The sequence below is a fragment of the Streptomyces sp. NPDC026575 genome, assembly GCF_055567415.1.
On record NZ_JBVHQM010000029.1, the window covers coordinates 45702 to 58764 of the forward strand.

At 72.4% G+C, this 13063-nt stretch carries 12 protein-coding genes and 1 tRNA gene; 8 read left to right on the forward strand and 5 right to left on the reverse strand.

Annotated elements, in window-relative coordinates:
* Positions 1-111: 111 nt before the first annotated feature.
* The 3 genes from ACZ4NB_RS31400 to ACZ4NB_RS31410 all read left to right on the forward strand — a co-directional run bounded on the left by ACZ4NB_RS31400 (position 112) and on the right by ACZ4NB_RS31410 (position 1434).
* Positions 112-438: a hypothetical protein gene (locus ACZ4NB_RS31400; protein ID WP_393486615.1), complete on the forward strand. Its 327-nt coding sequence runs from the start codon at positions 112-114 to the stop codon at positions 436-438.
* A 257-nt stretch (positions 439-695) separates the two neighbouring features.
* Positions 696-1304, forward strand: coding sequence for a bifunctional DNA primase/polymerase (locus tag ACZ4NB_RS31405; RefSeq protein WP_467666433.1), 609 nt, complete (start codon positions 696-698; stop codon positions 1302-1304).
* Positions 1305-1360: 56 nt separating this feature from the next.
* A tRNA-Lys gene (locus ACZ4NB_RS31410) sits at positions 1361-1434 on the forward strand.
* A 93-nt stretch (positions 1435-1527) separates the two neighbouring features.
* Here the strand turns inward: ACZ4NB_RS31410 and ACZ4NB_RS31415 are convergent.
* The gene (locus ACZ4NB_RS31415; protein WP_467666434.1) at positions 1528-2766 is read right to left on the reverse strand and encodes a M6 family metalloprotease domain-containing protein; all 1239 of its coding nucleotides are present in this window, start codon (positions 2764-2766) and stop codon (positions 1528-1530) included.
* Between the two features lie 360 nt (positions 2767-3126).
* On the opposite strand from ACZ4NB_RS31415, the gene ACZ4NB_RS31420 reads away from it, so the two are divergent.
* Complete coding sequence (locus ACZ4NB_RS31420; RefSeq protein WP_467666435.1) at positions 3127-4923, forward strand: putative bifunctional diguanylate cyclase/phosphodiesterase; 1797 nt, start codon at positions 3127-3129, stop codon at positions 4921-4923.
* Between the two features lie 120 nt (positions 4924-5043).
* Here ACZ4NB_RS31420 and ACZ4NB_RS31425 read toward each other — a convergent pair whose 3' ends face one another.
* From ACZ4NB_RS31425 to ACZ4NB_RS31435, 3 genes are all read right to left on the reverse strand, one after another.
* Positions 5044-6171, reverse strand: coding sequence for an LLM class flavin-dependent oxidoreductase (locus ACZ4NB_RS31425; RefSeq protein ID WP_467666436.1), 1128 nt, complete (start codon positions 6169-6171; stop codon positions 5044-5046).
* Positions 6172-6262: 91 nt separating this feature from the next.
* Positions 6263-6988 (reverse strand): maleate cis-trans isomerase family protein, encoded by a 726-nt coding sequence (locus ACZ4NB_RS31430; protein ID WP_467666437.1) that lies wholly within the window; start codon positions 6986-6988, stop codon positions 6263-6265.
* Positions 6989-7127: 139 nt separating this feature from the next.
* Positions 7128-8051 (reverse strand): maleate cis-trans isomerase family protein, encoded by a 924-nt coding sequence (locus tag ACZ4NB_RS31435; protein ID WP_467666438.1) that lies wholly within the window; start codon positions 8049-8051, stop codon positions 7128-7130.
* Positions 8052-8257: 206 nt separating this feature from the next.
* Here ACZ4NB_RS31435 and ACZ4NB_RS31440 point away from each other — a divergent pair, with 206 nt between their 5' ends.
* Both ACZ4NB_RS31440 and ACZ4NB_RS31445 read left to right on the forward strand, forming a co-directional pair.
* A complete protein-coding gene (locus ACZ4NB_RS31440) occupies positions 8258-9232 on the forward strand; it encodes a D-2-hydroxyacid dehydrogenase (protein WP_467666439.1) in 975 nt (324 codons plus the stop codon).
* An 82-nt stretch (positions 9233-9314) separates the two neighbouring features.
* Positions 9315-10730: an amidase gene (locus ACZ4NB_RS31445; protein WP_467666440.1), complete on the forward strand. Its 1416-nt coding sequence runs from the start codon at positions 9315-9317 to the stop codon at positions 10728-10730.
* Between the two features lie 32 nt (positions 10731-10762).
* Here ACZ4NB_RS31445 and ACZ4NB_RS31450 read toward each other — a convergent pair whose 3' ends face one another.
* Complete coding sequence (locus ACZ4NB_RS31450; RefSeq protein WP_467666441.1) at positions 10763-11263, reverse strand: DUF3830 family protein; 501 nt, start codon at positions 11261-11263, stop codon at positions 10763-10765.
* 129 nt (positions 11264-11392) lie between these two features.
* Here ACZ4NB_RS31450 and ehuB point away from each other — a divergent pair, with 129 nt between their 5' ends.
* Together ehuB and ehuC are read left to right on the forward strand one after the other, a co-directional pair.
* Positions 11393-12331: an ectoine/hydroxyectoine ABC transporter substrate-binding protein EhuB gene (gene ehuB, locus ACZ4NB_RS31455; protein ID WP_467666442.1), complete on the forward strand. Its 939-nt coding sequence runs from the start codon at positions 11393-11395 to the stop codon at positions 12329-12331.
* The gene (gene ehuC / locus ACZ4NB_RS31460) at positions 12328-13059 is read left to right on the forward strand and encodes an ectoine/hydroxyectoine ABC transporter permease subunit EhuC (RefSeq protein WP_467666443.1); all 732 of its coding nucleotides are present in this window, start codon (positions 12328-12330) and stop codon (positions 13057-13059) included. Before ehuB ends, ehuC begins: the two co-directional genes overlap by 4 nt.
* The last annotated feature ends 4 nt before the right edge of the window (positions 13060-13063 follow it).

Below are 13063 nucleotides of genomic sequence, written 5' to 3' on the forward strand. Positions count from 1 at the left end.
CCCCTTGCGCGGGGCGGGACAATGGAATGCGGCACACGATCTGGAGGTAGGTACATGTCCGAGCCGCGACCGGCTCCCGACCCACGTGGTACGGCGCCGGGGCCCCGGCGCATGAGGCCCGCGCAACTGCTCTTCGAGCCCCCCGAGGCCGTCGCCGACCCCGAGCACTTCTTCGATCTGGAGTCGATGGAGGACCCGCGCGAGCTGCTGAGCCGCGCCACGGAGCTGACCCTGGCCTTCCGCGCCGCGGCAGACCGCGCCACGGAGTTCCAGGCGCTGGCCGCAGCCCAGCTGTCCGACCCCAGCAGGTTCGACCGGCTGCCGCTGGCCGTGCTGGCCGAGCAGGCGGAGTGGACCGAGGACTACGCCCGGAAGATGGTCGAGTTCGGCCGCAGCCTGATGCGCAGCGGCAGCACCCTGCCGGGCGACATGGACTGAAGCGACCCGGTCGCGCCTGACGGCGCGGACGCCCTCCCACCCCTCTTGTGCGGCTCATGGTCCGTGACCATGAGCCGCTGGCATATGCGAGGGAGGGAAGATACCCGGTCCCGCACCGCCCTGTCCCGGTTTCCGCCAATCAGCCAAGACCGTACGCGCCGTATCGGTAGACCTGTCCCCATGAGCGAGCGCAGGGAGCGAATCATGAAAAGGTGCGTGCGTCGCGCATGCGAGGCCGAGCGCAGCGAGGTTTCGGCATGAGCGACTGGCTGCCCGAGACTCCCCGCACCCTGGACTTCCCGACCACCTCCTACGTCACGCTCGCGGGCGCCGAATGGCTCGCCTCCGCCAGCCCTCGTCCGGACGAGATGCACGCACTGTGGGCGCTGCATCCGACCGCGCCCAGCGCCCTGCCGTGCGGCACCGCCTTCGACGTGATCAACGCCCCGGCGCTCTTCGGCCGGCGCATGGTGGACCGCTTATGGTCCGACGGCCCCGGCTCGGGGCCGGTCGCCGTGCACCGCGGCCGGATCCTGCTCTTCGCCGCGCCCGGCACGGCCCAGCGGCTGCCCGCCCTGCTCGTCTGGGAGGAGTGGTCCGCCGCCGTCCCGCCGCTGCTGTGCCACGGCAGCGGCGACGCGGTGACCGTCCCGCCGCTGCACCCCCGCTCCGGCCCGGCCGACGTCCTGGAGGACCCCGTCGGCCCCGCGGCCTCCCGCTGGCTGGTCGCCCCCGGCACCCGCACTCCCTGGCTCCCCGGGCCCGACGTCCTGCTGTGGGCCTGTGTCCGCGCGGCGCGCGGGGCGGCCGGGGTGGAGCGGGAAGCCGCAGCTCAGCACCCTGTTTCGGCGCTGATGCCGGGCTGAGGGAAACCGATTTTCGTCCTCCCCGACCAGGATGCTAATGTTTTCCCCGTCAGCAGGCGCCGCTAGCTCAGTTGGTTAGAGCAGCTGACTCTTAATCAGCGGGTCCGGGGTTCGAGTCCCTGGCGGCGCACAGACAGTCGAAGGCCCTCACTCCGGTGGGGGCCTTCGTCGTGTGCGCCCGCACCCGTCCTGCGCGCGCCGCCCGTGCGCCGCCGCGCGGGCCTCAGCCGCGCCCGATCTTGACCGCCCAGTCCCCGTCGCTCGACCGCCCGGCGACCTGGATGCGTACGCCGTCCTCGGCGACGTCCATGCTCTCCCCCACGCCCAGCGGTGCGTCCGCGAGCGGCGGGTAGACGGACGTTCCCCAGCAGGCGGAGGTGCCGGGGTGCCCGTCGAGGACCTGTACGGGCCCCGCCCCGGAGGGGGTCTGGCTGTGTACGCGGTAGACCAGGACGCCCTCGGTGCACAGACCGCGGTCGTTGCCCACGGCACCGCGTGCCTCGACGACCAGCGCGCTGTCCTCCCCCGTACGGACCACCAGCAGCCTCGGCCGGCGCTGGCTGCGGGGCTCCCTGGGGGCGGACAGGGTCCGCAGCGAGTGCATGGCGGGGCCGGTCAGATCGGCGCAGTCGACCTGGTTGTCGGCGATCCAGCCGAGCTTCCACTTGTGCCAGGCGAAGGGGTCGGGAGCCAGCCCGAACTGGCTGCCCATGAGGTCCCAGTCACCCACATAGGTGTCCCAGTCACCCTTGCCGTCCCGCGGACGGTGGTAAAGGTCCGGCAGGTCGAAGACGTGACCGGTCTCGTGGGCGAGGACATTGCGGTCCGGGGGGCTCTGCTCGAAGACGGTGACGAATCGGTGCAGGTCACGGTCGTCGGCATGCATCGGCTGGTCGAGATTGACGACCTTGGTGGCGTCCGAATCGACGCCGGGAGCGTCCGGATCGGCGACGAAATAGACCATGTCGTAACGGCTGAAGTCCACCGACGGATCCGCGGCGGCGACCGCGTCGCGCAGATAGGACGCGCGCCGGGCGGCGTCCCAGTCGCGCCGTATCCCGTACGCGACCGACGAGCGCGGCATCTTCACCCAGGCGGGGTGCACCTCCGCGCGCAGCCGGAACTTCCCGTAGGAGGCGCGCGCGAAGAAGGTCGAGGTGGCGGGGAAGTAGTCGCGCGAGAGCGCCCGGGGGGCGGCGGCGGGCCGGGAGTCCGGGAAGGAGAGGTAGATCATCACGGCGCTGAGCGGGCGGTCCGGGCGCGTATAGGAGCCGTTCCAGCTGTCCACGCCCTCGGAGTGGTGCGCGTCGGTGCGCCCCAGCGCGCAGGACAGGGCGGCCTCGGAAGCGGTGGCGGGCCCGGCGACGACGGAGGTGGCGATCAGCGCGCTCAAGGACGTGACGACGGCCGCGACGCGCCGCAGGCGGTGGTCCGCCCCGTCGGGCGTCAGAGCGCGCGGCACATATACCTCCAGGGACGGATTAGGAGACCTCATCTACCCTGTCGGGATTTAAGGCTATTCGTCCTGTTTCGGAGGCCCAGACGAGTGACCGGCGCGTCACCGTCGCCCCGTAACGGAAAGTCACAAACGACCAAGGGGGCAATCGGTACGAACAGAGCCGGGCAGAAATGGCTGAAGTTCCGTCATGGGTACCGACGATCACGGCTGCGTCGCTGGATCGGCCGCTGCGCCAGCCTCTATGATCGCCACACTTTCCAGCGCGAGAAGCACCCTCCATACGAGACAAGCGCCATGCGGGAGCGAGCAGTGAGCGGACACCCCGACGGCCCGGGTCGCACGCCCGGAGCGACACTGCCCTCAGTGACGGAACGTAACGGCACGACCAAAGAATCCGCCGACGCCCGGCACACCCCCACCGGCCGCTGCGACGACTCCGCGGCCTCACTGGGCGACTATCGCGCCGCCTTCCACGCCGGACGGCTGGCGATGGCCGTCCTCAACCGCGACGGGCTGGTCCTCGCGGCCAACCCCGCCTTCGGCGAGCTGGTCGGCACCGACCCGGACCAGCTGGTCGCCGCCACCGCGGCGGACCTCACCGACCTCGGCGCCGACCCCCGGGTGTGGACCGCCTACCGCGAGGTGCTGTGCGGCCGCAGCAAACGGCTGCGCTGCACCCGCCGCCTCACACACCCCGAGGGGCACTCGGTCTGGGTGGAGGTGACCGTCGAGCCGCTCACCCCGGAGCCGCTCAGCGGCGAGGAGCGGATGCTGCTGTCGGTGGCGGACATCAGCGACCGGCACGATCTGCTGGCCCGCCTGCGGCATCTGCAGATGCACGACCCGGTGACCCGCCTGCCCAATCGCGCGCTGTTCTTCGAGCGGCTCGCCACGGCGCTGGAGACGGCGTCCTTCGAGCCGACCGGGACCGGCCGGATCGGGCTGTGCTACCTCGACCTGGACGGCTTCAAGGCCGTCAACGACACCCTGGGGCACCGCGTCGGCGACCGGCTGCTGAGCGCGGTGGCACAGCGGCTGACGCGCTGCGCGCAGAGCGCGGTGGAGCGCGCGACGGGGCGCGGCGAGCATCTGGTGGCGCGGCTCGGCGGTGACGAGTTCGCTCTTTTGGTGGAGGACTCCACCGGCACCGACCAGCTGGCCGAGCTGGCCCAGTGCGTGCTCGACGCGCTGGAGCGCCCGTTCGATCTGGCCGGGCAGCGGCTGTCGGTGTCGGCGAGCATCGGCGTCGTGGAGCGGGCCGCCACCGGCACCACCGCCACCGGTCTGATGCAGGCCGCGGACACCACGCTGTACTGGGCCAAGGAGGACGGCAAGGCCCGCTGGACGCTCTTCGACCCGGAGCGCAACGCGCACCGGATGACCCGCCAGGCGCTCTCCAGCACGCTCCGCCCGGCCGTCGACCGCGGCGAGTTCACCCTGGAGTACCAACCGCTCGTCGGCCTCGGCGACGGCCGGGCGCAGGGCGTGGAGGCCCTGGTGCGCTGGCGGCATCCGCAGTTCGGGACGCTGTCGCCGAATCGGTTCATCGCCCTGGCGGAGGAGAACGGCGCGATCGTCGAGCTGGGCCGGTGGGTCCTGGAGCGGGCCTGCCATCAGGCGCGCGCCTGGCAGCTGGCGCACCCCGGCGGCCAGCCGCTGTTCGTCAGCGTCAATGTGGCCGTACGTCAGGTGTGGGACTCCGACCTGGTCGCTGACGTGGCCGGGATCCTCGCCGAGACCGGGCTGCCGCCGGAGCTGCTGCAGCTGGAGCTGACCGAGTCGGCGGTCATGGGCTCGGCCGGCCGGCCGCTCCAGGCCCTGCAGGCCCTGAGCGACATGGGCGTGCGCATCGCCATCGACGACTTCGGCACCGGCTACTCCAACCTCGCCTACCTCAGCCGCCTCCCGGTGTCCGTACTGAAGCTGGACGGCTCCTTCGTCCACGGCTTCCGCTCCCAGGAGCACCCCAATCCGGCGGACGAGATGATCGTCGAGGCGCTGGTGGCGCTGGCGCACCGGCTGGGCCTGACCGTCACCGCCGAGTGCGTGGAGAGCGCCGAGCAGGCCGAGCGGCTCCGGCGGATCGGCTGCGACACCGGCCAGGGCTGGCTGTACTCCCGGCCGGTGGCCCCGGAACGGGTCGCGGCGCTCTTCATCTAGGGCGGTACGCCAAGGAGGCTCCCCCCTCCGAGGGGCGCCTCCCCGGGCCGTACGGCGTGGTGGCGGCCGGTGCGACGACCGGCGTCCGCCACCAGGCCATGGGCGAGGCCGGGACAGCCCTTAGATGCCGTAGGCGTCCGCGATCAGCTCGTACGAGCGCAGCCGGGCCGCGCCGCTGTGGACGTTGGCCGTGATCATCAACTCGTCGGCGCCGGTGCGCTTGGCGAGGTCGTCCAGGCCCTGGCGGACCGCGTCGGGGGTGCCGTGGACGACGTTGCCGAGCCAGCCGTCGACGAAGCCGCGCTCCAACTCGTTGAAGCGGTGGGCCTCGGCCTCCTCGGGGCTGGGGACCAGGCCGGGGCGGCCGGTGCGCAGCCGGACCATGGCCAGGGCGCCGGTCATCACCTGCCGGCGGGCCTCGCGCTCCTCCTCGGCGGCCAGCGCCCCGACCCCGATCAGGGCGTACGGCTCGGCGAGCACCTCGGAGGGGCGGAAGGAGGCGCGGTAGAGGTCGAGCGCGGGGACGGTGTTGGCTGCGGAGAAGTGGTGCGCGAAGGCGAACGGCAGTCCGAGGGTGCCGGCGAGCCGGGCGCTGAAGCCGGAGGAGCCCAGCAGCCACACCGGCGGCCGGTGGGGCGACTGGACCCCGCCGGGCGAGGTGGCCTGGACCGGGCCGGGGACCGCGTGGATCCTGGCGTACGGGTGCCCGTCGGGGAAGGAGCCGTCCAGGAAGCGGGTCAACTCGACCAGCTGCTGCGGGAACTCGTCGGCTCCTTCGTGCAGTTGCTCGCTCCGGCGGAGCGCGGCGGCGGTGGCGCCGTCGGTGCCCGGAGCGCGGCCCAGGCCCAGGTCGATCCGGCCGGGGGCCATCGCCTCCAGGGTGCCGAACTGCTCGGCGATGACCAGGGGGGCGTGGTTGGGCAGCATCACGCCGCCGGAGCCGAGCCGGATCCGGCGGGTGTGCGCGGCGAGGTGGGCGAGCAGCACGGCGGGCGAGGAGGAGGCGACGCCGGGCATGGAGTGGTGCTCGGCGACCCAGTAGCGGTGGAAGCCGCGGCGTTCGGCCGTACGGGCGAGGTCGACGGCGGTGCGCACCGCGCCGGACGCGGTGCTGCCCGCGCCCACCGTCACCAGGTCGAGCACCGACAGCGGGACCGGGGCGCTGCCCCGGGCAGTGCCCCGTATCCCGTCGCCGGCGTCGTGGCCCGCCTCGCGGCCGGCCCGGGTCTCGTCGTCTTCGCCGCTCACAGTGCGGGTCCTCCTCGCTTGGCGCTGGGTCTGCGAGGTCGACAACCGGAGAGTTTCTCCGCTTATTCCCGGGTCGGCGTACCGTGTCCCGCTACTCCTGCGCGGCCGGCGAGAACAGCGCCCCCAGTCGCGGGCAGGCCGGCGTCCGGTCCAGCAGCCGCAGCCCCTCCCACGCCGTCACCTGATTGGCGGTGAGCACCGGCTTGCCCAGTGCCGCTTCGAGGGCGGGCAGATGCGCGGCGGTGTGCAGGGCGGTGTCCGGCAGCAGGACGGCCTCGGCGTCCGGATGGTCGCCGCCGCGGGCGAGCGCGAGCACCTCCGCACGGCCCCAGGTGCCGACCTCGGCGGCGGTGATGATGCCGCTGCCGCGGGTGGCGACGACCTCCGCACCGGCGGACTTCAAAAACGAGCGGAAGTGCTCGGCCACGTCCTCCGGGTACGTCGCGGCGATCGCGACCCGATGGACGCCGAGCGCCCGGACCGCGTGCGCGAAGGCGAAGGACGTACTGGAGGCGGGCAGGCCGGCGGTGGCGGACAGCTCCCTGACCTGTTCATGGGCGCCCTCCCAGCCGAAGACGAAGCTGGCGCTCGTACAGGCCCACACCACGGCCTGGGCGCCGCGCTCCTTGAGTTCCGCGACGCCGGCCGCCAGCCGGGCGGCGGAGCCCATCTCCAGCAGCGCGTCGACCCGGTGGGCGTCCTCGCCGATGTCGGTGTGCACGAGCGGCAGGCGGACCGCGCCGCCCAGGATCTCCTCCAGCCGGGGGTAGTCGTCCTCGGCGGAGTGGCCGGGGTAGAGGAAGCCGACCGATGCCATGCAGGTCTCCCTTGCGTGTACGGCTGCGGGTGCCGGGGTGTTCATGGTGCGGATGCGCTCTTCGGTGGTGCGGTGAGCTGTCGGCGGGAGCGCTGCCGGCGGCGCGGGCGGCGCCGGCAGCGTCCGGGACCTGGGGCCGTCAAACCGGGGGCAGCGGGCCGGGATCCTCGGGTGGGTAGGGCTTGGGATCGGCGCCGTCCACCGGATCCCCCTCCGGCGGCGCGGGCGGTCCGGCGAAGGCCGCCTCGGGCGTCGCCCGCGGTGCGCCTTCTCCCGGTCCTCCCGGCCCCGTCGGCTCCGACCCGGTCATCGCGGCCGGGCCGCGGCGCGCCACCGGATCGAGCAGGGCCTGGTACGGGCCCACCGCCGGTACGCCGATGGCGCGCAGAGCGGCCCACATCGTCACCTGGTTGGCGGACAGCACCGGCATCCGCAGCTCGGCCTCCAGCTGCGGGATGACGTCGTAGGTCGGCAGGTTCGTACAGCTGATGAAGAGGGCGTCGGCGGCGCCGATCACGGCCGCACGGGCCATGTCGACGACGTCTCGGTAGGGCACCTTCCAGATGTGCCGGGTCAGGCCGAGGTAGGCGCGGCCGGTGACCGTGATGCCCGCCTCGCCGAGATAGTCCTCCAGGGAGTCGGTGACCGACTTGGTGTAGGGCGTGACCACCGCGATGCGCCGCGCGCCGATCTCGCGCAGCGCCTCGATCAGCGCGCCCGAGGTGGTGAGGGAGGGAACCTCTCCCGCCTGGGCCATGGCCGCGCACATGGCCCGCTCGCCCGCGACCCCGCCGACGAAGCTGCCGGAGGTACAGGCATAGCAGATGACCTGCGGTGATACCGCACACAGCGCCTGGACGGCGGCGTCCAGTGTCTCGTGCTCGCTGACCAGACGGGCCAGGTCGAGGCTGACCTCGACGGGCACGAACGGAGTTCGGGTGAGGTGGAGGGACACGTCGTCGGGAACCCAGCGCCACAGCTCGCGGTCGAGCGCGAAGTCAAAAGGGGCGACAACGCCCACACCGAGCTGAGGCTGGGGACCACCCAGAAAGGAGACGTCCATTGAAGGCCCCTAGAAACGAAGGGCTGACGGCCAGGCCAGTGGCCGAGGGAAGGAGGTGCAGCCGGATCAAGCCGGGACGTCGGGACAGATGCCGTTGTTGACACGGTAGATACGACTTCTTAGCGTGGTCAATCCTCGCATCTCAGGCATCTGTCGGCGCCCCTTTCCAGTGAAACGGGCTCACGTTTCAGAACGGTTTCTGGCCTATGTCCGAAAGCACCGGAAGCACCGTCCTCATCCTGGGTTCCGACCCGCCGCCCAAGCTCGACCGGCTGGCCGGCCGGGCCCGGCTGATCTTCGCCGACGAGTCCTCGCTGGCCGGGCTACTGCCCACCGCCGACGTGCTGTTGGCCTGGGACTTCACCTCCGACGCGATCCGCGCGGCCTGGCCCCGCGAGGGCCCCAGGCCGCGATGGGTGCACACGGCGAGCGCGGGCGTGGACCGGCTGCTGTGCCCCGCCCTGATCGCCGACGACACGATCGTCACCAACGCCCGCGGGGTCTTCGAGCAGCCGATCGCCGAGTACGTCGCCGGTCTGGTGATCGCCATGGCCAAGGACTTCTACGGAAGTTGGGAGCTGCAGCGGCAGCGGCGCTGGCAGCACCGCGAGACGCTGCGGCTGGCCGGCACCCGCGCGGTCGTGGTGGGCTCCGGGCCGATCGGCCGGGCCATCGGCGCCACCCTCCTGGCACTGGGTGTCAAGGTCGATCTGGTCGGCCGGCGGGAGCGGGCCGGCGATCCGCAATTCGGCCTCGTACACCCGAGTGACGCGCTGAACGACTTGCTGCCCCAGGCGGATTGGGTGGTCTGCGCGGCGCCCCTGACCGACGCCACCCGCGGCCTGTTCGACCGGGCGGCGTTCGCGCGGATGCCGCCGCGGGCGCGGTTCGTCAACGTCGGGCGCGGCCCGCTGGTCGTCGAGGACGACCTGGTCGAGGCGCTGCGCGGATGGCGGATCGCGGCGGCGGCGCTGGACGTCTTCGAGCGCGAGCCGCTGGCGGCGGACAGCCCGCTGTGGGACGTGCCGCATCTGATCATCTCGCCCCACATGAGCGGCGACACGCTGGGCTGGCGCGACGCGCTGGCCGAGCAGTTCCAGGACAACTTCGACCAGTGGTCGGCCGGCAAGCCGCTGCACAACGTCGTCGACAAGCAGCTCGGGTACGTACCGGTGCAGTGACGGCGCGGACCGCCGGGCCGCGGCGCGGCGCCCCGCCCCCACCCACCGCCCCGCCCCGGGGCGGCCAACGCGCGGAGGACGCATGACCACCGAACCGACCGACCTCGCCGACCTGACCGCCGCCCGGCTCGCGGCCGGGTACGCCGCCGGCGAGTTCTCCCCCGTCGAGGCCGCCCGCGCGGTCCTGGAGCGCGCCGAGGCCGCGCAGGCCGCCACGAACTGCTTCACCCGGATCGACGCGGACGAGGCGCTGGCGGGCGCCAAGGAGTCGGCGGAGCGCTGGCGGGCCGGTGCGCCGGCCGGTCCGGTGGACGGGGTGCCGGTCACCGTCAAGGACATCCTGCTGACGCGGGGCGCGCCGACGCTGCGCGGTTCGCGGACGGTGCGGGCCGAGGGGCCGTGGGAGGAGGACGCGCCGGCGGTGGCCCGGCTGCGGGAGTCCGGTGCGGTGTTCGTCGGCAAGACCACCACCCCGGAGTTCGGCTGGAAGGGGGTCACCGACAGCCCGCGGCACGGGGTGACCGGCAATCCGTACGACCCGCGGCGCACCGCGGGCGGATCCAGCGGCGGCAGCGCGGCGGCGGTGGCGCTGGGCGCCGGGCCGCTGAGCCTGGGCACGGACGGCGGCGGCTCGGTGCGCATTCCGGCGTCCTTCTGCGGGATCTTCGCGCTGAAGGCGACCTACGGGCGGGTGCCGCTGTATCCGGCGAGCCCGTTCGGGACGCTGGCGCACGTCGGCCCGATGACCCGCGACGCGGCGGACGCGGCGCTGCTGATGGATGTGATCACCGGCGCGGACTGGCGGGACTGGTCGCAGCTCGGCCCGGCCGCCGGCTCGTTCCGGGACGCGCTGGCCGGTCCGGTCTCCGGGCTGCGGGTGGCCTACAGCCCCTCGCTCGGCTGGGACGTGGCCGTCGCGCCGGAGGTCGCCGCGGCGGTGCGGGGCGCCGTCGAGACGCTCGCCGGGCTCGGCGCGTGCGTCGAGGAGATCGACCCGGGCATCGCGGACCCGGTGGAGGCGTTCCACACGCTGTGGTTCAGCGGTGCGGCCCGGGTGGTGCAGCACCTGGACGACGCGGACCGCGCGCTGCTCGATCCGGGGCTGCGGGAGATCTGCGAGCAGGGCGCCCGCTACAGCGCGCTGGACTATCTGGCCGCGGTCGACACGCGGATGGCGCTCGGCCAGGCGATGGGGCGCTTCCACAGCGCCTACGACCTGCTGGTGACCCCGACCGAGCCGATCACCGCCTTCGAGGCCGGCGTGGAAGTGCCGTCCGGATCCGGCCACACCCGCTGGACGGGCTGGACGCCGTTCACCTACCCCTTCAACCTCACCCAGCAGCCGGCCGCGTCGGTGCCCTGCGGGGTGGACGGCGACGGGCTGCCGATCGGCGTCCAGCTGGTCGGTGCGCGGCACGCGGACGCGCTGGTGCTGCGCGCCGCGCACGCCCTCTACGAGGCGGGGGCCGCCCGGATCCCCGCGCCACCGGCCCCCTGAGGCCGGTCCGGTGACGCGGGGTCGGACAGGCCCTAGACCCGCCGGAAGTTGAGGGTCTCGCCCAGGGCGCCGGCCCGCCACAGGTCCTGGCAGGCGTCGGCCATCCGGTCCAGGCCGTCGACGACGCTGCCCCACACGATGCCGGGCACCCAGCCCGCGTCACCGTTGATCAGCAGGTTGTTGCGCTCGTAGAAGAGCGCGAGATCGACGACGGTGGCGCGGCCGCGGTGCTCGGCCTGGCTCTCGTAGCCGTAGGACGCGGTGCCCAGTTGGGTGTCGCTGAAGGTGAAGTAGCACAGGTCGCCGGGGATCGGGGTGATCGTGGGGTTCTCCAGCGGCGGCTCCTCGGGCGCGAACGGCGCGAGCAGGGCGTAGATCTCGTTGCGGGCGTACTTCGCGTGGTAGACGTCGCCGCCGAGCGGGAGGGCGTCCCATACGGCGTTGCAGGTGATCGGCGCGCGGTCGTCGAGCAACTTCGCCGTGCAGCGCACGCCGCGCTTGTCCAGCGAGACTTCGATGAAGCGATCGGTCATGCTCGGATCGTAGGGGGCAATCCCGGCGTACGGAACGGCATGGAACAGTACGGCACAACTCCCGACCGCTTGCATCAAGGGCCGGAAACGATCGGCATACTCGCCAGGCGTTCGGGTAGCCGCGCGCCCATGGCTCCACCACCATGGAACACCACAGAGATCACAGGCCAATTGACACGCGGCATCCGCCGCCGGTCGCTGCTCGCGGGGGTAGCGGCGCTCGGCGCAGCGGGTGCGGTCGGGGCGGCCGCCGGCTGCTCCCGGGTCGACGTCACCGGCGCGACGGGCGGCGGCCATCTCCTGGAGGATCTGCGCAGCAAGGGCACCGTCCGCATGGGCATCGCCAGCGAACCGCCGTACGCCTCCATCAACAGCAAGGGCGAGCTCACCGGCGAGGCGCCGGCGGTGGCCAAGACGATCTTCCAGCGGCTGGGGATCAAGAACTTCGAGCCGGTGCCGGTCGAGTTCGGCGCGCTCGTGCCGGGCCTGCACTCCTTCCAGTACGACGTGATCGTCGCGGGCATGTTCATCAACAAGGCGCGCTGCCAGGCGGTGCTCTTCTCCGACCCGGACTACGAGTCCAAGGACGCCTTCCTCGTCCCCAAGGGGAACCCCAAGAAGATCAAGGACTATCCGGACATCGCCGAGCAGGGCCTGCGCATGGGCACCGGTATCGGCTACGCCGAGATCGACTACGCGGTCGGCAACGGCGTCAAGCGGGGCGCGATCCAGACCTACGGCGACCAGATCGCCGGCATGGAGGCGCTGGAGGCGGGCCGGATCGACGCCTTCGCCGGTACCGCCCTGACCATGATCGAGGCCCTCAAGACCGGTCAGCACCCCAAGGTGGGGATGACCGAGCCGTTCACCCCGAAGGTCGACGGCAAGCTCCAGCGCGACGGCGGCGGCTACGGCTTCCGGATCGGCGAGACCGAGCTGCGGGACGCCTTCAACCGCGAGCTGCACAAGATGAAGAAGAGCGGCGAGCTGCTGCGGATCGCCAAGCCGTACGGCTTCACCGAGGAGTTCATGACCGACCTCACCGCGAAGGAGCTCTGTAACAAGTGACCTCTGCGCTGTGGGAACTCTTCTTCAAGGGGCTGTGGATCACCGTCCAGCTGATGGTCTACAGCGCCGCCCTGGCCGCCGCCGTCGCCTTCGGCATCGGCCTGGCGCGCACCTCGCGCTTCTGGATCGTCCGCTTCCTGTCCGGTGTGTACGTGGAGTTCTTCCGCGGCACCTCGGCACTGGTGCTGATGTTCTGGCTGTTCTTCGCGCTGCCCCTGCTGGGCTGGCAGCTCGCCGGCATCTGGGCGGGCACGCTGGCGCTGGGCCTGTCGTACGGCGCGTACGGCTCCGAGATCGTGCGCGGCGCCCTCCAGGCGGTGCCGGCCGCGCAGCGGGAGGCGGCCATCGCGCTGAGCTTCTCGCCCTGGCAGCGGCTGCGGAAGGTGCTGCTGCCGCAGGCCGTTCCGGAGATGATGCCGCCGTTCAACAACCTGCTGATCGAGCTGCTCAAGGGCACCGCGCTGGCGTCGCTGCTGTCCATCGGAGAGCTCACCTTCCAGGCCAAGCTGGCCCGGCTGTCGACGGGCCAGAGCGCCCAGGTCTACGGAATCATCCTCGTGCTGTACTTCGTGGTCGCGTTCCTGGTGACCCGGGTCATGCGGGTGCTGGAGCGCCGCGCCAAGGCCCAGGTCGGCCGGGCGGTGCCCAAGGGCGAGGGCTGGTTCTCCCGCAAGCTGCCCGTCGAGAAGCAGGGTCCCGAGGCGCTGGCCACCGGAGGTAAGCCGTGAACAA